General features: G+C 36.2%; 15 protein-coding genes, 2 rRNA genes and 1 other annotated feature (1 of these 18 running past the window's edge). Of the genes, 1 reads left to right on the top strand and 16 read right to left on the bottom strand.

Annotated features, from left to right (window positions below; genetic code table 11):
- Positions 1–117: 117 nt before the first annotated feature.
- From CLOST_RS14130 to CLOST_RS00310, 8 genes are all read right to left on the bottom strand, one after another.
- Entirely contained in the window at positions 118–1074 is a 957-nt protein-coding gene (locus CLOST_RS14130; protein WP_013360253.1) for an ABC transporter ATP-binding protein, read from the bottom strand.
- A complete protein-coding gene (locus tag CLOST_RS14035; RefSeq protein WP_013360252.1) occupies positions 1074–1961 on the bottom strand; it encodes a glycine betaine ABC transporter substrate-binding protein in 888 nt (295 codons plus the stop codon). Before CLOST_RS14035 ends, CLOST_RS14130 begins: the two co-directional genes overlap by 1 nt.
- 10 nt (positions 1962–1971) lie before the next feature.
- Complete coding sequence (locus CLOST_RS14030; protein ID WP_231853135.1) at positions 1972–2544, bottom strand: ABC transporter permease; 573 nt, start codon at positions 2542–2544, stop codon at positions 1972–1974.
- A gap of 251 nt (positions 2545–2795) precedes the next feature.
- The gene (locus CLOST_RS00330; RefSeq protein ID WP_013360250.1) at positions 2796–4826 is read right to left on the bottom strand and encodes a urocanate hydratase; all 2031 of its coding nucleotides are present in this window, start codon (positions 4824–4826) and stop codon (positions 2796–2798) included.
- A gap of 49 nt (positions 4827–4875) precedes the next feature.
- Complete coding sequence (gene hutH / locus CLOST_RS00325) at positions 4876–6411, bottom strand: histidine ammonia-lyase (RefSeq protein ID WP_013360249.1); 1536 nt, start codon at positions 6409–6411, stop codon at positions 4876–4878.
- 366 nt (positions 6412–6777) lie between these two features.
- Complete coding sequence (locus tag CLOST_RS00320; protein WP_013360248.1) at positions 6778–7605, bottom strand: CPBP family intramembrane glutamic endopeptidase; 828 nt, start codon at positions 7603–7605, stop codon at positions 6778–6780.
- A 37-nt stretch (positions 7606–7642) separates the two neighbouring features.
- Positions 7643–9292 (bottom strand): M20/M25/M40 family metallo-hydrolase, encoded by a 1650-nt coding sequence (locus CLOST_RS00315; RefSeq protein WP_013360247.1) that lies wholly within the window; start codon positions 9290–9292, stop codon positions 7643–7645.
- Between the two features lie 30 nt (positions 9293–9322).
- Positions 9323–10672 (bottom strand): hypothetical protein, encoded by a 1350-nt coding sequence (locus CLOST_RS00310; RefSeq protein ID WP_013360246.1) that lies wholly within the window; start codon positions 10670–10672, stop codon positions 9323–9325.
- 140 nt (positions 10673–10812) lie between these two features.
- Between CLOST_RS00310 and CLOST_RS00305 the strand changes: the two genes are divergently transcribed.
- Positions 10813–11442 carry a TetR/AcrR family transcriptional regulator gene (locus tag CLOST_RS00305; protein ID WP_013360245.1) on the top strand — a complete coding sequence of 210 codons (630 nt, stop codon included), beginning with the start codon at positions 10813–10815 and terminating at the stop codon, positions 11440–11442.
- Positions 11443–11607: 165 nt separating this feature from the next.
- On the opposite strand, the gene CLOST_RS00300 is transcribed toward CLOST_RS00305, so the two are convergent.
- The 8 genes from CLOST_RS00300 to CLOST_RS00265 all read right to left on the bottom strand — a co-directional run.
- Positions 11608–15048, bottom strand: a complete 3441-nt coding sequence (locus tag CLOST_RS00300) for a pyruvate carboxylase (RefSeq protein ID WP_041487057.1) — start codon at positions 15046–15048, stop codon at positions 11608–11610.
- Between the two features lie 301 nt (positions 15049–15349).
- Complete coding sequence (gene gatB, locus CLOST_RS00295; RefSeq protein WP_330360760.1) at positions 15350–16777, bottom strand: Asp-tRNA(Asn)/Glu-tRNA(Gln) amidotransferase subunit GatB; 1428 nt, start codon at positions 16775–16777, stop codon at positions 15350–15352.
- The gene (gene gatA, locus CLOST_RS00290) at positions 16770–18245 is read right to left on the bottom strand and encodes an Asp-tRNA(Asn)/Glu-tRNA(Gln) amidotransferase subunit GatA (protein ID WP_013360242.1); all 1476 of its coding nucleotides are present in this window, start codon (positions 18243–18245) and stop codon (positions 16770–16772) included. The genes gatB and gatA overlap by 8 nt, the downstream gene beginning before the upstream one ends.
- Positions 18246–18343: 98 nt before the next feature.
- Positions 18344–20446, bottom strand: a complete 2103-nt coding sequence (gene aspS / locus CLOST_RS00285; RefSeq protein ID WP_013360241.1) for an aspartate--tRNA ligase — start codon at positions 20444–20446, stop codon at positions 18344–18346.
- A 60-nt stretch (positions 20447–20506) separates the two neighbouring features.
- Positions 20507–20767 (bottom strand) — a binding site (T-box leader).
- A gap of 146 nt (positions 20768–20913) precedes the next feature.
- Entirely contained in the window at positions 20914–21339 is a 426-nt protein-coding gene (locus CLOST_RS00280; RefSeq protein ID WP_013360240.1) for a hypothetical protein, read from the bottom strand.
- A 68-nt stretch (positions 21340–21407) separates the two neighbouring features.
- Complete coding sequence (locus CLOST_RS00275; protein ID WP_013360239.1) at positions 21408–22391, bottom strand: aspartate-semialdehyde dehydrogenase; 984 nt, start codon at positions 22389–22391, stop codon at positions 21408–21410.
- Between the two features lie 272 nt (positions 22392–22663).
- Positions 22664–22780: ribosomal RNA gene (rrf, locus tag CLOST_RS00270) — 5S ribosomal RNA — on the bottom strand.
- A gap of 45 nt (positions 22781–22825) precedes the next feature.
- Positions 22826–24360 (bottom strand): 23S ribosomal RNA (locus CLOST_RS00265); it runs 1383 nt beyond the window's last position.

Here is a 24360-nt window from a genome sequence, read left to right as displayed (position 1 = left end):
GACCTCACCCCTAAATTTTAATAGATTTGACCTAACTAAATTAATATTAAACAAGATATAATTTATATTATAATGTTCTTTCCTTGAAATCTCAACAATTAAAAGGTTAAATATAATTTAACTATTCAGTTTTTTATATATTTCTGTTAAAGAAAACCATCCATATGGATTATTTTCTTCATCGACTGTTAAAATAGTCTCTTTTCCAACTTCTATGCTTTTTTGAATCCCTTGAAGTACAGTAGAATCATATTTTACTAAGCTTCTGCTGTCATAAAGGTCAAAGCTTATATCTGACTGTTTTATTACTAAATCTTTGATTTTTATTGTATTAAGATAAGCCATAAAATCCTTTGATTCAAAGAATTTTTTGGCATATTCGCTTCTGTCATCTAATAATACAAAATCTCTCTTTTTCTCATTTCTCTCTATCACACCGTCGTTTAGAAGCACTATTCTTGTACCTAATTTTATAGCCTCTTCTATATCATGAGTGACAAAGATTATTGTTTTTTTAAGCTTGCTATGGATTTTGATTAGTTCATCTTGAAGATTTCTCCTTGTTATTTCATCCACTGCCCCAAATGGTTCATCCATTAGAATAATTTCTGGATTTGCCGCTAAGGCTCTAGCAACCCCTACTCTTTGCTGTTGTCCTCCGCTTAGCTCTTTAGGATATCTTCTAAGCATGCCTTCATCCATACCTACTAGTTTTATAAGCTCCTTTGCTACTGATTTTTTCTCAGGCTCTGGCTTTTTTAATAAATCTAGTACAAAACAAATATTGTCTTCGACTGTCAAGTGTGGAAGCAGTCCGATTTGCTGGATAACGTAACCTATACCTCGTCTTAATTCAATTAAATCATACTCATCTATTAGCTTACCCTTTACTTTTATTTCTCCTGAATCAGGTATGAGTAGTCCGTTTATCATTTTTAATATAGTCGTTTTTCCACAGCCCGAAGGACCTAGTAATACCAAAAACTCACCTTGCTCTATAGCTAATGAAAATTTGTCTAATACTACATTTTCACTATAGGCTTTGCTTACATCATTAAATTCAATTATTGCCATTATATCAGTCCCTTTGCTTTTAAAAACTGCTCTGCCACATCTCTTGGATCCATATTTTCTTTTTCAACTTGATAATTCATCTGTATCATTTCATCATCTGATATCTGCCCTGTTAGCTTTCCAAGAACCGCTTCAAGTTCAGGATATTTGTCTAGGGTTTCTTTTCTTATAAGAGTAGCTGCCTGATAGGCTGGGAAGAAATTTTTATTATCTTCTAGCACCTTTAAATTATATTGCTTGATTAGTCCGTCAGTTGAAAACGCATTTATTACATCTACTTCATCAGAGCCTATAGCTTCGTACTTAAGTCCAATATCCATTTCCTTAGTATCCTTGAACTCAAATCCATAAACATCCTTTAGAGCTTCATATCCATCGTCTCTTTCAAAGAAATCATGTTCTGCTCCAAACACTAAATCCTTGCTAGCTAAAGCTAAATCATCATAGGTTTCTAAATTATAAGTCTGAGCTGTAGATTCCTTTACAGCAAGGGCATAGGTGTTATTAAATCCATATAAGCCTAGCCACTTAATATTGTATTCCTCTAGATATCTATCTTGTACTCTTTTATAAAGCTCATCTGAATCTGTTATAAGATCCTCTTTTAGTACAAACAATAATCCTGTTCCAGTGTACTCAGGATATATGTCAAAATCACCACTTAACATAGCTGGATGTATATTAGATGTTCCTCCACCTATTCCAAGCTTTTTCTCCACTTTTATGTCAGTATGATTCTCTATAAGAAGAGATAGCATCTCAGCCAAAATATACTGCTCAGAATGAGGCTTTGATGCAATTACTACAGTTTTTGGTTCTTGACTAGAGCAAGCTGTAAGCGTCAAAAGTATTGCTGTTAATATCAGTCCTGCTAGTATTCTTTTCATTTTATCCTCCTTAGGTGCTCACATATTGATTTTTCATGAGCCTTTCAATCAATCCTAATATAAAATCAACCACAAATGCTAAGCCTGCAACTAAAAGACTCCCTGCAAAAGTCATTTCAGGAAAATTAGTCGTTATTCCTCTCCAGATTGCTACACCTAGTCCTCCAGCTCCTATAAATGACGCAATTGCTCCAAGTGCTATAGTCATTACTACCATAGTTCTAAACCCTGCAAAAATAACAGGAAGAGCAAGAGGAATTTGAACCTTTAGCAAAAGCTGTCTATCCGTACTTCCCATTCCTGTGGCTGCTTGGATTAAAAAAGGATCTACCTCGTTTATACCAACATATGTGTTTCTAATTACAGGAAGAAGCCCATATATGCAAAGTGCAATAAGAGCACTTTTATTTCCTACCCCAGTTAATGCCACCAAAAATCCAAAAAGAGCAATAGATGGAATAGTGTATATTATATTCACTGTTCCCATAATAAACCCTGCTAAAACCTTATTTCTCGTCATATAAATACCAACCGCAATACCTATAACTGTGATTATTAATATAGCTAAAAATGTTAGATACATATGCTGTATAAATAATGTGAGGAAAAATTCTTTTCTTTCCATAAAAAGACTAAAAACATTTTTTATAAAGGTTATTTTGCTCACCCTCTTTCTCTTTTTTTATTATTAACATGGAACTTTAATATTCATACCCAAAACTACTTGAATTTATATATTTTTCTAATAACAAAAAAACTCATAGTCTGAGCTTACAATTAAAAAACCCCCTGCCAATTAAGGCAAGGGGAATATTTATTTGGTTTATATACTTATTATTTTCCTTCAAATATCTTTGCTACAGCAGATTTTACTGCGCTGTCATCAGCCACATATGGAAGTGTAATATGACCTGAGCCAGCATAGTTTTCATTGAATTTTGCACTTGTTTCGATTGAGTTTTCATTTCTAGCCCATGAACGTCTAGCAACTCCACCCATTACGTCCCAAAGCATAGCTGATTTGATTATTTCATCAACTCTATGGCTTCCGTCTAGTACTAGTCCAAAGCCTCCGTTGATTGATTTACCAATACCAACTCCGCCTCCGTTGTGAAGAGCGATAAGGCTCATTCCTCTAGCTGCGTTTCCTGCATAGCACTGTACAGCCATATCAGCCATCACGTTACTTCCGTCTTTGATGTTTGAAGTTTCTCTAAATGGAGAGTCTGTACCTGATACATCGTGGTGGTCTCTACCTAGCATTATCGGTCCTACTTCGCCTTTTCTAACCATATCGTTAAATTTAAGAGCTATATTTACACGACCTTCTGCATCTTGATAAAGAATTCTAGCCTGAGTACCTACTACCATCTTGTTTTCTTCAGCATCTCTTATCCAGTTGTAGTTATCAAGGTCTTGGTAACGTCTATTTGGATCGATGCAGTCCATAGCTGCTCTATCAGTTTTTACTAAATCTTCATGGTCTCCTGTAAGGCATACCCATCTAAATGGTCCGTAGCCATAGTCAAATAGCAGTGGTCCCATAATGTCTTCTACATATGATGGCCAGATAAAGCCGTCTTTTTCGTCTATACCATTTTTAGCTATTTCTTTTACTCCTGCATCATAGATTGATTTCATAAATGCATTTCCGTAGTCAAAGAAGTATACTCCTCTTGATGTAAGCGTCTTGATAAGCTCATAGTGATGCTTAAGTGTAGACTCTACCATAGCTCTGAATTTTTCTGGTTCCTGCGCTAATAGTCTAGTACGCTCTTCAAATGTAATGCCTTCTGGACAGTATCCGCCGTCATACACGTTATGGCAAGATGTCTGGTCAGATAGTAAATCTATATGAATGTTGTTGTCTACAGCGTATTTTAATACATCTACAATATTTCCATGATAAGCAATAGATATTGATGTTTTGCTTTCTTGAGCTTCTTTAGCCCATGCAAATACCTCTTTTAAATCTGCTGATTTCTTGCTTACCCAGCCTTGAGAATGTCTAGTTTCTATACGAGACTCATCTACCTCAGCTATTATTGCCACACCTTTTGCAATCTCGCATGCTTTACCTTGAGCTCCACTCATTCCTCCAAGTCCTGAAGTTATGAATAGTTTTCCTTCTAGGTTTGCATCTTTTCCTAGACCTAGCTTTAATCTTCCTGCATTTAGAAGTGTGTTGTAAGTTCCATGAACTATACCTTGAGGTCCTATATACATCCAGCCTCCAGCAGTCATTTGTCCATAGTTTGCAACACCCATCTGCTCAGCTATTTCCCAGTCTTTCATATTGTCAAACATACCTATCATAAGGGCGTTTGTGATGATAACTCTAGGTGCATCAGGCTTTGATTTGAATAATCCAAGCGGATGTCCTGATTCTATTACTAGAGTTTGATCTTGAGTCATAACTTCTAGGTATTTTTTGATTAATTGATATTGCATCCAGTTTTGGCATACGCTTCCTGTTTCTCCATAAGTTACTAACTCATATGGATATAGCGCGATTTCAAAGTCTAGGTTGTTGTCTATCATAACTTGGAAAGCTTTACCCTCTACGCAGTTTCCTTTGTAATCATTGATAGATTTTCCGTAGATTCTACCTTCTGGTCTGAATCTATATCCATAGATTCTTCCTTTTGTAGTTAGTTCTTCTAAAAACTCAGGAATCATTTGAGCATGGTATTTTTCAGGTATATATCTAAGTGCATTTTTAAGTGCTACCTCTGTTTGCTCTTTTGTCAGTCTAAATCCTCTGTCTGGAGCTCTTCTGATACCTTCCTCAAACTTTGGCATCTCAGGTAAGAAGTCATCTAGTTTAATTGTCATAGCTCCTGCAATTTCAGTATTCTTCATCATAATTTGAAGTTCCACCTTTCTATATAATCAAATACTTTTAATCAAAATTTTAGTACTCTAACTCAACAGCTTTTTCAACTGCAGTCAGGATTTCACGAGAATCTATAAGAGCAGTTATTTTATCAAGCTCTTTGTACATTTCTATGTCATTATCTCTTTCCATAAACTTTACATCTCTTCTGATTACATCGTAAGCTGGCTGAGTTCCTTTTCCTAGAACAAATCCATCATTTGCTCTAAAATCTATAGCCTGGCAAGCTGCCATAAGCTCAGTAGTAAGAACTCTTTTAACATTATCTATTATATCTCTAGCTGTACGAGCAGCTATTGTTCCCATACTTACTATATCTTCTTGGTTTGCAGATGAAGGTATAGAATCTACTGATGCAGGGTGAGCAAGTATTTTATTTTCTGATACTAAAGCCGCTGCTGCATACTGAGTAATCATAAATCCTGAGCTTAGGCCTCCGTCTTTTGTTAAGAAAGCTGGAAGGTCATTTAATTGAGGATTGATAAGTCTTTCTAGTCTTCTCTCAGAAATACCTCCTATTTCAGCTGCTCCTATTCCTAAAAAGTCAAATACTACTGCCATAGGTTCGCCGTGGAAGTTTCCTCCAGAGATGATATCGCCTTCTCTTGTAACTATTGGATTATCTGTTACTGCATTTAGCTCTAGCTCAACTTTTTCTTTTACATATAATATAGTGTCTTTTGAAGCACCGTGAACTTGAGGCACACATCTTAATGAGTAAGCATCTTGTACTCTTAACTCGCCTTGTCTTGTTGCATAAGTACTTCCTTCAAGTAGCTTAAGCATATTTTTAGCAGTAACCATCTGTCCTCTTTGGTTACGAATCACGTGAATACGTGGATCATAAGCATCAGTAATACCTCTAAGTGCCTCTACGCTAAGAGCTGCTGTAATATCGCTAAGCTTGATTAAGCCTATTGCATCATAAACTGCAAGAGCTCCTGTAGATGTAAGCACCTGAGTTCCGTTTATAAGTGCAAGACCTTCTTTTGCATCTAATTTAATTATAGGAATGCCAGCTTTATCCATAGCTTCTTTTCCGCTCATATGTACGCCTTGATATTCTGCTTCTCCTAGTCCAAGCATAGGAAGAACCATATGTGATAATGGAGCTAAGTCTCCAGATGCTCCTAATGAACCTTTTTCTGGAACTAGAGGATGAACGCCTTTGTTTAGCATAGCAATAAGAGTCTCAAGTGTCTGAGGTCTTACTCCTGAATATCCTTTAGAAAGTGCATTTGCTCTAGTAAGCATGATAGCTCTTACTATATCAGTAGTAAAATATGGCCCATATCCGCAAGCATGAGATCTGATAAGGTTTTCCTGTAGCTGAGCACAGTCTTCCTGAGAAATCTTAACCTTAGAAAACTCACCAAATCCTGTAGTTATTCCGTATACTACCTTATCTTTTGCAACTATATCTTCAACTATAGCTCTAGATGTAATTACATTTTGTCTAGCTTCTTCGCTTAGCTCAACTGTAGCCCCATGTCTTGCTACTTCTACTAAGTCCTCAAGTGTAAGAGTATTTCCTGTTAAAATGATGTTTTGCATTTTTTCTCCTCCTAATCTTTTTACATAACTCGATGTTTATAGGATAAATCATATCCGTCAAATTTTAGTCTAGCTTATTAATTAAATTTTAACATTATTTTGAAGATTTTATAATGAGTGTAAGTTTGCTAAATTGATTTAATTCTAAAAAAAGAGACCAATTCATTAAAAATGAAGCTAGCCTCTTTTCCCATTTGTCATATAAAAAGTTCGATTTTGTAGGCATTTACTGACATACTATCATAATTTTATAGGTTGTAAATTATAAATCTGTGCGTCAATAAAACGTCTAATTTTTTATTTTCATGTATCAAGATTTCCTAAGTCGTTAGTAAACTTTTACTACATTAATAGACGATTTCTTTTTTAGTATTCCTCAGATGTCCACTCATTTCTAGTTTTATATAGATATTTTAAAGTAAATGGAAGAATAAATAAAAGCGATAAGCCTATCCATATTCCAAATCCAATGTTTACAATATCAGAGCTTGCATCTATATATTCTGACATAAGGGCACTCGAAAGATTGTTTGCTATATGAATAATCATAGGCGCCCAGATAGAGTTTGTCCAGTGAAGTGTAAGTCCCATAAATATAGCTAGTATAAAGGTATAGATGCCTTGAGCTACATTCATATGATAAAGTCCAAACAGCAGTGCCTGAATAAAAAGCACCCATTTATAGGACATGACTCTATCTAGCTCATTTGTTATAAGTCCTCTAAACATGACTTCCTCTATAAATGGAGCAGCTAGTCCTACACTAAATATCATCCATAATCCACCAGAAGAGGTAAGCCCCATCATGTTTTCTACGTGAGCTTCGTATGCTTCTGGAAGTAACATGCTTATACCTACTACTACAAGAGCATTTAGAGACACTAGCGAAAGCCCTGCAAGAATAAGCGCTGTAGTTTTTGGTAGTGATATAGGATTGAATTTGCAGTAATCGAATATATCCTTTTTCTTAGAAGCCTTTACTATCCATGCATATACTAAAAAGGATATCGCAGCTGCAAAAACTATCGCCGATGGAAGCTTGTTATTTAACCAGTCCATGACTTCTAGGTTTTGTAGCTTAGTATCTGAAACATAGTAATATGTTGTTGCTACTATAATATATGTGTACTGAAACACATAGTATACAGCAAGGTAGATAAGTACAAACATCCCTGCTGAAAAAATTTTTTTCATTCATTTCCTCCTAGCAACTTTTTATCGTCATTTTCTCTTATCCTAGAATATTTTGAAGCACATGGTCTATGAGCCTAGGCGTACGATTTAATAAATCTACTTTATATACTCTCTCGGTCAGCTTGTGAAGGTCTTTTCCCCATGGTCCAATATTTACGCACGGCATAGCTATTTCCTTTATATCCTCTATAGGAACATCATATAAAGTCTCGAACAAAGGCATAGCATCTTTTAGAGCCTTTTTCGTTTCATCTGCATTTATAACATTGGTATAGCTCAGGTCTGAAATTCCTGGAAAGAAATTAACCTTATTGTATTGTTCTCCAAAATTCGCCACCGTAAACTCGTTAATTAAATTATTTAAAGCTGTGATTTTAGGGTCCGTATTTTCAAATAATTTATTTGAAACATGAGGATAATAAGGCGGCATAAGTCCATAAACTACAGTAGGCTCACTTGGAATATAGCCTATTACAAAATCCACTAGCTCAAAATTCGCATCTAGCATAGTAAGCTCTCCTGAGGCAAAGCCAGTTTTTAGTTTTGAGAACTTTTCCTTATATGCCATTTCAAAGCTTTCTCCATAGAGGTTCTTTGCTTCAGTGTATATGCCATAAAAATCCTTGACCTTTACCTTGTAATTCATAGGCTTAGTCTGATACCTGCTATATACCTCATAGTTTTTCTTCATGGTTTCGAGGACATTCTCAAATGAATCTGTGCATATTTTTTCTAGCTTTAGAAGTATGTCCTTAGGGGTGTTACTAAGAGTAAGTACGCTCAGGCATCCATACATGCTAAGAGGAAGCGATACATCATAAAAGCTCTTGCTATCTTTCATATATAGCCAAGTAGGCGGCACTGTCACCTCATCATCAAGACTGTCTGCTAGCTCCATATTAATCTCAGTTCTTCTTACTATTTCACTCATTAGATTTACTGGGTTAAAGCCATCTAGTACATTACCTGCATGGGCAAGCACTCCTCTTACATAGACAAAGCTCATAAGCTTTCCTATCGAGCCTTCATAAAAAGCGCCCTTTGCTTCATCCTCTCTTCTATGAGGTTCAGAATTTATCATAAGCTTATAATCAAAGCCATAGATTTCCTTTAAAGTGCTTAAAAGCTTTACTCCTCCTCTCATGCCAGCTGATAAATTTTCTTCATCTGGTACAACGATTAGAACTATATTTCCTTTAAAATTTTCTGCCTTGGCATACTGCTTCATAAGTGCGAGCTGAATAGCTCCTCCGCCTTTCATGTCAGCAGTTCCTCTTCCAAAAATGTAATCGCCTGAATCAAGATCCGTTTTTATTTCTTCATCAAAAGTCTCTTTTATTTGTCTAAGCTTTCCTATAAGTGGCTCTGGATTAAAAGCATCTGATTTAAATCTACCATAATCATCTATTTCTACTATATCGGAGTGATGGATGAATACTATTGTTTCATTGCCAGTTCCTTTAACCATATTCCAAAAAACTCTTCTATTATGAGGATCGTTCTCTATTTTATAAAGTCCATAGTAATCAGGATTAGCTTGATAATAAGGCTGAGTTTTGCAATAGCTCATCAAAAACTGCTCTACTAGACGCTCTGATTTGGTATTTGTATAGCTAGGAATAGCTATATATCTTTTTAATATGTCTAAAACATCCTTTTCAATCTCTTCAAAATCAATTTTGACCATATCATCAGCTCCCCAAAAACTAAATTGTTCTTACATTAATATGCGGTGGTAAAAAGGGTGTCTGTCTTTGTCCAACTTATCATACAGCTTAAGCTCTGCACTTTCTCCATCATAGACATATATATACAGCTTATCCTCCTCTTTTGTCATCACCAAAAATTCGCCCTCATTCTTAGAATTTACTACCTTTATTATAGACTGTATTTTACTTTCGTTGTTAAATTTTTCTTTGACCAAGCTCTCATCTGCCCAGTTTATTTCAGGCTCACTCGTAACCAAATAAAATCTCGAATCTAATCTTCCGTTTTTCTCTACCTTCACTTCTATATTACTTGATTCATTGTAGATGTCATTGTCTTTATTATTGTAATAAAAAGTCATATAATCAAAATCTCTATTATCATTTTCGCTTACATATTCATACTTGTTTTTCTCACTGCTTACAAACTCTCCACCTATGCCTAGTTTATTTATGTGCTCATCTGCTAGAGCTCTCATCTTATCTTCTGTCAATTCCTCTTGCTCTTCATTAAAAATTCTATATGATTGATAAAAATTCACTTTATTTTCTGCTATTACATATTCAAAGGTATAAACATCTTCATCTGTTCTATCTAGAGACTTAGGGTCTTTTTTCGTAGTATATGACCAGCTATATCTTTCATCTGCATAAGGCTCACCAAAATATGAAAGCGTATCTAAACCAGTAACTCTTTTAGAGATTTTTGCTAGCTTCTCTCTTACAGATTCTTTACTAATATTATTTTCCTCTTTAGCTACTTCCATTTGCAATTTTAAATTCTCTGGGCTCGATTTTTCATAAGCTTTGCTCATAAACTCAATATGCTCTTTATATATCTCAAATATTTCTTTTTCCAGTTTTTTTCTTTCATCGTAATTGTTGTTATCATATTCAATTAACTGCTTTGCATTTTCTAGATTAGCTCTATTAAATTTACTAAGCTCCTTAATATATATTAGCTCTTTTTCCGAAACGCTATCATCAGAGATAATTGCCTCTATATTTTTATTTACCCCTGAATACACTTCGATAGCATCAAAAAAATATTCAGAATTCACGGATTTTTTCTGAACTATAGCCATGTTCATTCTATTTCTTTCCATCAAAGTCATAACTGAATTTTCTATATATACGGGTCTTATTTCATTGATATTATTTATCTCCTGAACTGAAGTGAGATAGGTATCTAGACTCTCAAGCTGATTGACATATAGCTCAAAATTTACATACAAATTGCTCTTATATGCGTTCTTGGAGCCTATTACTTCCTCCACGTAATTTTGACTTAAAAATAGCACTAGTACTCCCAGTAATCCAATGAGTTTATTTCTAAAAGCTTCTTCAGTAAAAAACTTCACCTTCTATCATCCCCCTGCATGCATTTTCCTTAGATTACCATATATGACTCAGATAAAAATAAAAATATATTGACAAAAAAAATTATAAATTATAGCATGACTTATAAGAATCATAGAATATAACCAAATGAGGAGATATAATGCCAAAAGAAACTTTTTTTAACCTTCCTGAAGAAAAGAGACAAAACATATATAATATTGCTATAGATGAATTTTCTAACAAGCCTTATGAAAAAGTAAGCATAAGCCAAATTGTTTCACGTGCAAAGATTGCAAAAGGAAGCTTTTATCAGTATTTTGAAGATAAGGAGGACCTCTACACTTACCTTATAGATATAATAGGTCAAGAAAAAATCAAATTTATGGAAAAGGATTTTGACAAAATCGAGGATATGGATTTTTTTGAATTTGTGAGATTGCTATATAGAAATGGGGTCAAATTTGCAGCTGCCGAGCCAAACTTGACAAAAATAGCAACTGGCTTCATGGTGAATATCCCAAAGGATTTAAAAAATAAGATTATATCTAGAAATACAACAAGTGCAGTGGATTTATTCAATGCCTTTATCCAAAAAGCCATGGACAAAAATGAGCTAAGAGATGACATCGATGTAAACCTAACCTCTCAGATACTCACTCATATGAGTATAGCCATAACTGAATTTTACTTTGATAACTCAAATAATGTCAGCGAAGAAAACTTTGAAAACCTTCTAAAAAGTGCTGATGCAATGATAGATATTTTGAAATTCGGACTAAAAAAGCAGTAGTTTACAATAGAAAATCCTAGATTAAGCTCTACGCTAATGCTTTGCAGATGCTTTTTAATCTAGGATTTTTAGTATTAAAAATACCACTCAAAAGTCTTTTATATAAGACCTTTGCATGGTATTTTTAATTTTTGTCACTTATAAAAGACTTTTAGTCTCTATTTATTATATTTCCTCAAGCTTTATAAGAAGCTCTCCAGATTTTACTTGCTGCTGTTCTTTTACTAGGATAGCCTCTATTTTTCCTGCTTGCATAGCTACTATATTGGTCTCCATTTTCATGGCTTCTACTACCATTAGGCTTTGTTTTTCTTCTACTACATCGCCTTCTTTTACTAGGATTTTGAGTACCGTGCCTGGTATGCTTGCCCCTATTTCCATTTTGTTGTCAGGGTCAGCCATTTGAGTAAAGGTAACTTTATTTTCCTGTCCACTGTTTTTATCGTAGATTTTTATTTCTCTTCTGTTTCCGTTTACTTCAAATGCAAGCAATCGGCTTCCTTCCTTGTCAACCTTCCCTATTTCTAAAAGTTTGATAACTAGGATTTTACCTTTTGCTATTTCTACTTCACAAGTCTCTCCTTCTGAAAGTCCATGGAAGAAGATGTCGCTTCCCATTCGGCTAAGATCACCGTAATCCTTGATATATTTTAGGTAGTCCTCAAACACCTTTGGATATAGGGCGTAGCTTAAGGCATCCTTCATATTAGGCTCTATTTTATGAGTCTTTTTAAGATACAGCATTATAGCTTCAAAATCTTCCTCTTCAAGTAGCTGTCCTGGTCTTACTGTTACAGGCTCTTCACCTTTTAGCACCATTTCTTGGATGTCTTTTGGAAATCCTCCCATAGGCTGTCCCATCATACCTTTAAAGTAAGTCACTACTGAGTCTGGATATGTTAAATCCTGTCCTTTTTGAGTGATATTTTCAGGAGTAAGATCATTTTGAACCATAAAGATTGCAAAGTCTCCTACCATTTTTGATGAAGGAGTAACCTTTACTATATCTCCTACCATCTCATTTACGTTTTTATACATCTCTTTTACTTCTTTAAATTTATGTCCCAGTCCAAAGCTCTCTACTTGAGGCTTTAGGTTTGAATACTGTCCTCCTGGAATTTCATATTTGTATACTTCAGTAGTCCCTGATTTTAAATCGGATTCAAACTTTGCATACACTGGTCTTACTGCTTCCCAGTATCTAGATATTTCTTCAATATTATCCAGATTTATGCCTGTAGCTCTTGAAGTGTTTTCTAAAGCTGCAACTACAGAGTTTAGTGCAGGCTGGCTAGTAAGTCCAGACATGCTGTTAAATGCAGTATCTGCTATATCCACTCCTGCTTCAGCTGCCATAAGCACTGTTGCTACTCCATTACCTGAAGTATCATGTGTGTGAAGATGAATAGGAATAGAAATCTCTTGCTTAAGTGCTCTTATTAATTTATCTGCGGCATAAGGCTTAAGTAAAGCTGCCATATCTTTGATTCCTAGGATATTTGCTCCTAGTCTTTCAAGCTCCTTTGCCATATCTACATAGTATTTTAAAGTATATTTATCTCTAGTCTCATCTAAAATATCTCCTGTGTAGCAAATGCAAGCCTCTGCAACTTTGTTGTTATTTCTCACTTCTTCTATTGCCAGCTTCATACCATCAAGCCAGTTAAGTGAGTCAAATATTCTAAATATATCTATACCTGAAATCGAGGACTGCTTTATAAAAGCTTTGATTACATTGTCAGGATAGTTTTTGTAGCCTACTGCGTTACTTCCTCTAAGTAGCATCTGAAACATAACGTTTGGAATTCTTTGTCTTAAGTCTTCTAATCTTTCCCAAGGAGATTCATTTAGAAATCTATATGCCACATCAAAGGTTGCTCCACCCCACATTTCTAGAGAGAACAAATCATTTCCATAAACTGATGTAGCTCTTGCTATACGAGTCATATCTCTAGTTCTCACTCTAGTAGCCATAAGTGACTGATGGGCATCTCTCATAGTAGTATCTGTGATTAGAAGCTTTTTCTGCTCATGAATCCATGATACTAAGCCCTCTGGACCTTTTGCATCTAAAATCTGCTTTGTTCCCACAAGCCCTGAAGGTCTAGGTGGCATAGGTGCTACTGGTACATCGAAATCTTTTTTGCTTCCTTTTGTTTCATTTACTACCTTTTCACCGATATATCTGAGTACCTTTAGCTCCTTGTCAGTCTTAGGTGCTATGTCAAATAACGATGGATTGTCAGCTATGAAATGAGTATCACAAAGTCCTTTATGAAACTCTTCTCTATTTAAAACATTGATTAGAAATCCAGTATTAGTTTTTACTCCCGCAACAGAAAGCTCTTTGATTGAGCGTATAGCTTTTCTTATTGTGTCTTCAAAGGTTCTAGATTGAGCAGTTACCTTAACAAGCAAGCTGTCATAGTATGGACTAATTACAGAGCCTGTAAAGCCATTTCCTCCATCTAGTCTTATACCAAAGCCTGAGCCTGTACGATATACATCTATTTTACCTGTATCTGGAGCAAAGTTATTTGATGGATCTTCTGTTGTAACCCTGCACTGAATAGCAAAGCCTCTAGGCTTTATATCTGCTTGAGATGCAATTCCAACCTCAGGAGAATCTAGTGAGTAGCCTTGAGCTACTAATATTTGACTTTGAACTATGTCATAGCCTGTAACCATCTCTGTAACTGTATGCTCTACCTGAATACGAGGATTCATTTCTATGAAGTAATGGTTTCCATTTTTATCAACTAAAAACTCAACTGTACCTGCATTGCAGTAATCTACTGCTTTTGCTATCTTTAGAGCATCTTGGCATATCTGCTCACGTTTTTTCTGTGTAAGAGAAACAGCAGGAGTAAACTCAATTAGCTTTTGATGTCTTCTTTGAATTGAGCAATCTCTTTCATATAGGTGAACTATATTGCCGTGAGTATCACCTAATATTTGTACTTCTATATGCTTAGGCTTTTCTAGGTATTTTTCTATGAATATATCATCTATCCCAAAGGCTTTTTTCGCTTCACTTTGAGCACTGTGAAAAGCTTCTAGTAGCTCTTCTTCCTTTGTTACTATACGCATACCTCTTCCGCCGCCACCTGCTGCTGCTTTTATCATTACAGGATAGCCACAAAATGCTGCAAATTCCTTAGCTTCTTCATCTGATTTAATTGGTTTTTCTACTCCTGGTATAGTAGGAACGTTGGCATTTTTTGCAACTATTTTAGATTTGATTTTGTCTCCTAAATTATCTATCATGTCGCCAGTCGGTCCAATAAATACTATTCCTGCCTCAGCGCATTTTCTTGCAAACTCAGCATTTTCAGATAAGAATCCATATCCAGGGTGAATTGCATCTACGCCTTTTTTTAATGCAAGTCCAATGATTTCATCTATCCCTAAATAAGCCTCTACAGGTCCCTTATTTTTACCCACAAGATAGGATTCGTCTGCCTTGGTTCTAAATAATGAGGTTCTATCTTCATTTGAATATATTGCTACTGATCTAATTCCCAGTTCCTTACATGCACGAAAAACCCTTATCGCTATTTCACCACGGTTAGCGACTAAAATTCTTTTGAATTTTTTCACTTTCATGACAGCCTCCTTAAAAAATCTTGCAGATAATTATGACAAACACGAACATTAATCAATATTATCCGTTTATAGTTTAGAAAAGTTATAAGATAGATTATATATACTAAGGACTCATTTTACAAGTATTTTTGAACAAAAATAATAAGTTTAATCATAAAATTTTGTTTTTATCTATACTCGTTTTAGTTCTGTTTTATAGGAAAACATTTTTCTCTTTGCAAGTTGATGATTTTTTTTGCAAGATATAGCTATCTTTATTTAGCTTTTCATAGCTGTCCATTTTATAATAGCATTGTATTTTTTACTTAGTGATTAGCTCGCTCAAAATCTTAGCTGTAAGACTTGGACTTGCCTTGCCCTTTGTTTGTCTCATCACGCTTCCTACTAAAGCTTGGAAAGCTTTCTCCTTGCCTGCTTTATATGAGCTTACTATATCTTCGTTTTCTGCTATGAGCTTTGATATTATACCTTCAAGTAAAGCTACATCTGTAATCTGACGCATATCTTCTTTTTCTATTATCTCATCTACGTCTTTATCGCTCTTCCATAGAAGCTCAACTATTTTCTTTGCCATGCTTTGACTGATTACATCCTCTTCTATGCGCTTTGCTAATACTCCAAGCTTTGAAGGTGCAAATGGAATCTTTTCTGCTTCTTCTTCCTTGCCAAGAAGTCTAAATACTTCGCTGAGCATAAGGTTAGCTACCAGCTTTGCACTACCTTCTTTTACTGCCTCTTCATAAAAATCTGCTATAAATTTTTCTGATACTAACTTATCTGCTTCATAAGCTGTAAGGCCGTAGCTATCCATATAAGTTTTCTTTCTTTGATCAGGAAGCACTTCTATTGAGTCTTTAATCTCTTTTAGCTTTTCTTTTGTTATAACTATAGGAGCAAGATCTGGATCTGGGAAGTATCTATAATCATGTGCATCTTCTTTAGTTCTCATGCTAAATGATTTGCCTAGCTCTTGGTCCCATCTTCTAGTTTCCTGAATTACTTCATCTCCTGATTCTATCACTTCAATTTGTCTTTTGAATTCGCTTTCTATGGCTTTTACTATGAAGCTAAAGGAGTTTAGGTTTTTCATTTCTGTACGAGTTCCTAGAATTTCGCTTCCCTTTTCTCTTACTGATAAATTGACATCACAGCGAAATGAGCCTTCGTTCATCTTGCAATCTGATATTCCTGCGTACATTATTATGGATCTTAGTTTTTGCAGATAGGCTTTAGCCTGAGCAGCACTTCTTATATCTGGTTCAGACACTATTTCAATAAGTGGAACTCCTGCTCTGTTGTAGTCTATAAGAGAGCCCCCATCAGTATGGATTAGCTTGCCTGCATCCTCTTCTATATGAATTCTAGTTATTCCTATCTTGTAGTTTTCATTTTCTTCTTCTATTTCTATATATCCATCGTGACAAAGTGGAAGGTCATATTGAGAAACTTGATAAGCCTTTGCTAAATCTGGATAGAAATAGTTTTTTCTATCTTGCTTTCCTCTAGGAGTGATACTGCAGTTAGTAGCTATACCTGCTTTCACTGCATAATCTACAACTTTTTTATTTAGTACTGGAAGACTTCCTGGAAGTCCCATGCAAACTGGGCAGGTCTGAGTGTTTGGACTTGCTCCAAATTTTGTACTGCATCCGCAAAATATTTTCGTGTTTGTATCTAGCTCTACATGGACTTCTAGTCCAATTACCATTTCATATTGTTTTTTAGCCACCGTATACCCCTCCTGTCTTTGTGATTTCAGTTTTATATGCCTGTTCATAGTTATAAGCAGCTCTTAAAAGAGTGTCCTCAGAAAATGTGCTTCCAATAAGCTGCATCCCTACAGGAAGCTCCTCCTTATCGAATCCACAGTTCATAGAAAGCGCTGGAAGTCCTGCTATGTTTACAGGCACTGTATAAATATCTCCCATATATGCCTCTACTGGATCTGTTCTCTTCTCTCCTATTTTATAAGCTGTAGTAGGTGCTACAGGAGATAGTATCATGTCATAATCCTTAAATATCTCATCATAAGACTGCTTTATAAGAGTTCTTACTTTTAGAGCTTTTTTATAATAAGCATCGTAGAATCCAGAGCTAAGAGCATAGGTTCCTAGCAGTATTCTTCTTTTTACTTCTTTTCCAAAGCCTTCTTGTCTAGATTTTTTATATAGTTCCTCCAAAGATGCATATTCATCTGTTCTGTATCCATACTGGATAGAGTCAAATCTAGCAAGGTTTGATGAGGCTTCAGCTGATGAGATGATGTAATAAGCTGATAGTGCATAGTCTAGATTTTTTATTTTTACATCCTCTACTATAGCGCCTAGCTTTTCAAATTTTTCTGCAGCTTTTAATATGCTCTCTTTTACGTCTGATTGAACTCCCTGCTCGAAAAACTCTCTAGGAAGAGCTATTTTCATGCCTTTTATATCTTTTTTTATCTCTGTTTCATAGCTAGGCTTTTCAAATTTCACACTAGTGCTGTCCTTTGCATCGTGTCCTATAAGTACCTCTAAGGTAAGCGCTGCATCTTCAACGTTTCTAGCTATAGGTCCAATTTGGTCTAAGGATGAAGCAAAAGCTACTAAGCCGCTTCTAGATACTGAGCCATAGGTAGGCTTTATTCCTACTGCCCCGCAAAAGCTTGCTGGCTGTCTTATCGAGCCACCAGTATCAGAGCCTAGAGCTACTAGTGCCTGATGAGATACAACTGAAGCCGCTGAACCTCCTGAGCTTCCACCTGGTACTCTTGATATATCGTGAGGATTTGTGGTTATTTTATAATAAGAGTTTTCTGTAGAGCCACCCATTGCAAACTCATCTAGGTTTACTTTACCTAGCATTATGGCATCCTCACCTTTTAACCTTTTAACTACCTCAGCATCAAATGGAGACATATAGCCCTGCATCATCTTTGATGCACAGGTTGTAGGCATATCCACAGTACACATATTGTCCTTTAATGCCATTGGCATTCCTGCTAATCTTCCAAGCTTTTCACCGTTTTTTCTTTTAGTATCTAAAGCTTCAGCTTGTTTTACAGCCTCTTTGTTTATATATAAATAAGCTCCTATTTTATCATCTACCTTTTCAATCTGAGCTATATATGACTTAGCTATATCTACACTTGATATTTCACTTTTATCTAGAGCAGATTCCAGCTCCTTTATCGACATATCTATAATTCTGGTTTTCATAATCCACCTCGTGACTTTCTATTTAAATTTAAGCTTGATTGTAAGCTTCGTTGTAAACAAATGGTAAGCACATGCAATTTATATTATTTCCAAGCTTCCTATTCTATGATTTGAGGAACAAAGAAGCATCCTTCTTCCTTTGTTTTAGCATTTTTTAGAAGTTCATCTCTATCGTAGGATTTTTCTAGTTCATCTTCTCTAAACACATTGCACACTGGAAGTATATGATCTAGTGGCAAAGTATCAGAAGTATCGAGCTTTGAAAGCTCATCTGCAAAAGCTATAATATTACTTAGGTCTTCACTTAGACTCATTTTTTCAGATTCATCTAAATGAATTCTAGCAAGGTCAGCTACATACTCTATAGTTTCTTTTGTCACAGCTGATTTTGACTCAGATTTTTTAATTACTGCTCCTTGAGCTTTTGTATATAGCTCAAGCTCACTCAGCTGGTCGTCACTAACTGTCGATGGAGAGCTTATCATTACGCAAGAGCCGTCTCTCATCTTAGGAAAAGCTATTACCTCTCTGATTGATGATGATCCAGTAAGTAGCATCACTAATCTGTCTATCCCAAAAGCAAATCCTCCATGAGGCGGTGTTCCGTATTCAAAAGCTTCTAGCATAAAGCCAAAACGCTCCTTTGCTTCTTCCTCGCTAAATCCAAGTAGCGAAAACATTTTTGCTTGCAATTCCTGCTCATGGATTCTTATGCTTCCACTTCCAAGCTCTACTCCGTTTAGCACTATATCATAAGATTTTGCTCTAACTAGTCCTGGGTCACTTTCCATAAGTGCAAAATCCTCATCCTTTGGCATAGTAAATGGATGATGCATTGCTACATAGCGTTTTTCTTCTTCTGACCACTCAAGAAGAGGAAAATCAGTTACTACTAAAAACTCAAAATCATCTTTTTTTCTCAGCCCTAGCATATCTGCAGCATCTAATCTTAGTCCTCCAAGTATCTTATAAACTGCTGACTCCTTGTCAGCACAAAAGATAATGAGATCTCCAGGCTCTGCCTGCATTTTATCTAAAATACTATCCATTTCTTCTTTTTTGAAGAACTTGGTCAGTACAGATTTAAGCTCTTTATCTTGACCTATAGCTATCCATGCCATTCCTTTTCCGCCATAGCTCACAGCTTTTTCAGTTAACTCTTCTATTTGAGTTCTTGTAAAGCTATCTCCACCTTTTACATTTATGGCTTTTACTATGCCAGTAGAGTTTGCAATCTTAGAAAAAACTTCAAAGCTACAAGTCTTTGCTATATCTGTAAGATCCACCATTTCAAATCCAAATCTCGTATCTGGCTTATCTGAGCCATATAATGACATTGCTTCATCATAGGTCAGTCTTCTAAATGGGGTTTTAAACTCTCTTTTTAGTACATCACTGCCTATCTTGCTAAATAAGTGCTCTAGTAGCTCAATTACATCTTCTTGATCCACAAATGATAGCTCCATATCTAGCTGTGTGAACTCAGGCTGTCTATCAGCTCTTAAATCTTCATCTCTAAAGCATTTTGCAACCTGGAAATATTTATCCACTCCCCCTACCATAAGTAGTTGCTTATATATCTGAGGTGACTGAGGCAGAGCATAAAATGTCCCTTTGTCCATTCTGCTTGGTACTAGAAAGTCTCTAGCTCCTTCAGGAGTACTCTTGGTTAATATAGGAGTTTCAACTTCTAGAAAATCCTGCTCTATAAGATAATTTCTAACTGTAGATATAACTTGTTGTCTCATTTTTAGATTCTCTAGCATAGCAGGTCTTCTAAGATCTAGATATCTATGTGTAAGTCTCAATTCTTCCTTTACTAAGCTAGCATCCTCTATCATAAAAGGTGGAGTTTTTGCTTTTGAAAGTATTCTAACCTCGGTAGCCCTTATATCTATAGTTCCAGTCTCTAGGTTAGGGTTTATAGTATCCTCATCTCTTTTTTCTACTCTTCCTTTAATTGCAACAACATATTCACTTCTTATTCCTTCAGCTTTTTCAAAATCTTCCTCTGAAACATTTTTCGCATCTATAACTACTTGGATGATTCCAGTTTTATCTCTTAAATCTAAAAATATTACGCCTCCTAAATCTCTTCTTCTTTGTACCCATCCCATTACTATTTGATTAGTATCTATATCCTTTTCTCTTAATACGTTACAGTATACTGTTCTTTTTAATCCAGCCATAAATTCAGCCATTTCATTTCCTCCTTAAAAATATTCATATATTTATGCAAATAAAAAAACCTTCCATCCCTATACAGGGACGAAAGGTTAATAGACTTTTCGCGGTACCACCCAGATTGATTCACTTAATGAATCCTCCTCATTCGATACGGACAATAAATGCTGTCGATATCTACCAGATATAACGGTCTGGCTCCGACTAAGTCTACTCACTCAAGGCTTTCGGTTAGCAACTCTGAGATGTTCTTCAATCAAAAATCCGTACCGCTTTCTCACCATCTGCGGCTCTCTGTAACTACCAATCTGATTTACTCTTCTCTTCATAGTCTTTTGGGAAATATTAAATTTAAATGTTGAAATTGATTATAGGATAGATTTCAATTAGTGTCAACACATAAAAATTTAATTTTTCATATTAAAACAATGAGATTATAGAAACATAAAGTTATGCTAGCAAATAAATTAATTTAAATTTCAGGCTAATTTTTAAATTTTATAGGCATCGTTTTAATAGCTGCCACTATAATCATCAACGAAACTACAACAATATCTATCCATATAGATAAATTTAATACTAGGCTAGATATGAGATAAATAAAGCCTTTTATAAATACATTTCTGAATTTTTCTAAATGAGCTCTAGCATATTCTTTTCGAACTTCTGAGCTAGCATCTTTTGCCTCTTTAAAGCTAGGACCACCATTAATCCAATACACATATTCTCCATGATAAATAATTAGAATCAAACCATATACAGATAGCATAAGCATCGCTAAAGTTACAGCTATTTCTATTTTATCTGTAAATTCACTTAACAAAATTGATGGAAGGGTTAATATAATTGGGAAGCTAATCATCCAAGCAATAAGAGGCTTATAGGTCTTCTTATATTGTTCTTCACTCATTATAGAACTCTCCTATACAATGACTTTGAAATAAAAATTGTGGAACTGAGTTCCACAATTTAGTTATTTTATAAAAATAATTCAGCTATCTGAACAGAATTTGTCGCAGCGCCTTTTCTAATATTGTCTGCCACTACCCACATATTCAATCCGTTTTCTATACTGAAATCTCTTCTTACTCTACCTACAAATACTTCATCTTTTCCTTCTGCGTGTATAGCCATAGGATATATATTATTTTTTACATCATCTACAACTACTACTCCATCAGTTGATTTAAGAAGTGAAAATACTTCATCTAGCTCAAAAGGCTTTTCAAACTCTAGATTAATAGATACACTGTGAGAGTATTTTACTGGCACTCTAACTGTTGTAGCTGTAACTCTTATACTTTCATCCCCTAGTATCTTTTGAGTCTCCTTAATCATCTTAATTTCTTCTTTAGTGTAGCCATCCTCATTAAAAACATCTATATGTGGAATACAATTATAAGCTATAGGATGAGGATATTTTTGAGGAGGCTGACCTTTCATGCCTTCTTCTAAATCTTTTATTCCTCCAACGCCTGAACCTGATACTGACTGATATGTAGAATAAACAATCCTTTTAATTTTAAATCTTTCATGAAGCTTAACTAAAGGAACTACCGACTGTATAGTTGAGCAATTAGGGTTTGCAATAATTCCACTTTGCCATTTTACATCATCTGGGTTTACCTCTGGTACTATAAGAGGAACATCTTTATCCATCCTCCACGCACTACTGTTATCTATAACTACTGTACCTTTTGACTTTGCTATAGGAGCATAAGTTTTACTAACATCTCCTCCAGCTGAAAATAGTGCTATGTCAATTTTTCTATCAAATGAATGCTCATCTAATTCTTCTACCGTATATTCTTTATCACAGAAGGTTATCTTCGTTCCCTTTGACTTTCCTGATGAGAATAAATATAGATTTTCGATAGGAAAAGTTCTTTCTTCTAGTACTTTGAGCATCATTCTTCCTACCATACCTGTTGCTCCTACTACTGCTACGTTAAATTTTTTCATGATATTTCCTCCTGTGTCTGAAATTTTAGCATTTTGCTATACTTGGATATGTCTTATCCTGCAAAAAGTTTATTAAGTAGTATACTAACACCGTTTTTTTATTAAATCAACATATTTTTAATTAATAGCCACTTAATTTTTCAAATTTCTTCCATTTTGATATCATGCTTATATATACTTATCTTCTATTTCTTATCTCTTAATAGTAATATACTTGATTCCACCTATTTTTTGCATTAAAAAACCACAGAATATGATTTCTGTGGTTAGTCAATTGGCTACGTCCTACTCTCCCGGGACCCTGCGGTCCGAGTACCATCGGCGATGAAGAGCTTAACTGCTGTGTTCGGGATGGGAACAGGTGTATCCTCTTCTCTATAATAGCCATATTGTTAGTGTTTGCACACTAAAAACTGCATATCATAATCCTAAGTTAGGTCAAGTCCTCGACCTATTAGTACTCTTAAGCTCAATACATTACTGCACTTACACCTAGAGCCTATCAACCAGGTAGTCTTCCTGGGGTCTTACCCTTGCGGAGGGAAATCTTATCTTGAGGTTGGCTTCGTGCTTAGATGCCTTCAGCACTTATCCATTCCGCACGTAGCTATCCAGCTGTGCCACTGGCGTGACAACTGGTGCACCAGAGGTGCGTCCATCCCGGTCCTCTCGTACTAAGGACAGATCCTCTCAAATTTCCTACGCCTGCGACGGATAGGGACCGAACTGTCTCACGACGTTCTGAACCCAGCTCGCGTACCACTTTAATGGGCGAACAGCCCAACCCTTGGGACCTACTACAGCCCCAGGATGTGATGAGCCGACATCGAGGTGCCAAACCTCCCCGTCGATGTGGACTCTTGGGGGAGATCAGCCTGTTATCCCCAGGGTAGCTTTTATCCGTTGAGCGATGGCCCTTCCACGCGGTACCACCGGATCACTAAGTCCGACTTTCGTCCTTGCTCGACCTGTATGTCTCGCAATCAAGCTCCCTTTTGCCTTTACACTCTACGCACGATTTCCGACCGTGCTGAGGGAACCTTTGAGCGCCTCCGTTACATTTTGGGAGGCGACCGCCCCAGTCAAACTGCCCGCCAAGCAGTGTCCCAGATGAGGATTCACTCATCGTGGTTAGAATCCAGATAGTACAAGGGTGGTATCCCAAGGATGGCTCCAGCAAAACTGGCGTCCTACTTTCAAAGCCTCCCACCTATCCTGTACATATACTACCTAAATCCAATGCTAAGCTACAGTAAAGCTCCATGGGGTCTTTCCGTCCTGTCGCAGGTATCCGGCATCTTCACCGGAATTACAATTTCACCGAGTCTGTTGTTGAGACAGCGCCCAAATCGTTACGCCTTTCGTGCGGGTCGGAACTTACCCGACAAGGAATTTCGCTACCTTAGGACCGTTATAGTTACGGCCGCCGTTTACTGGGGCTTAAGTTCAGTGCTTCGATTGCTCTAACACATCCCCTTAACCTTCCAGCACCGGGCAGGCGTCAGCCCCTATACTTCACCTTGCGGTTTAGCAGAGACCTATGTTTTTGGTAAACAGTCGCTTGGGCCTATTCTCTGCGGCCTCTTCATGCGTTAACACTAATGAGGCACCCCTTCTCCCTAAGTTACGGGGTAATTTTGCCGAGTTCCTTAACAACAGTTCTCTCGCTGGCCTTGGGATTCTCTCCCCACCCACCTGTGTCGGTTTGCGGTACGGGCACCTTTTATCTCGCTAGAAGCTTTTCCTGACAGCGTGAAATCAACGACTTCGCTACTAAATTTCGCTCCCCATCACATCCCAGAATTGTAACCGCGGATTTGCCTGCGGCTACTTCCTCAATGCTTGGACACACAAATCCAACTGTGTGATCGCCTATCCTTCTGTGTCACTCCATCACTCAAACGATAATTGGTGGTACAGGAATCTACACCTGTTGTCCATCACCTACGCCTTTCGGCCTTGGCTTAGG

The organism is Acetoanaerobium sticklandii (genome assembly GCF_000196455.1).
Lineage (GTDB): Bacteria > Bacillota > Clostridia > Peptostreptococcales > Filifactoraceae > Acetoanaerobium > Acetoanaerobium sticklandii.
Note: the sequence above shows the minus strand (reverse complement) of the source record. Positions and strands in the feature narration are given on the sequence as shown.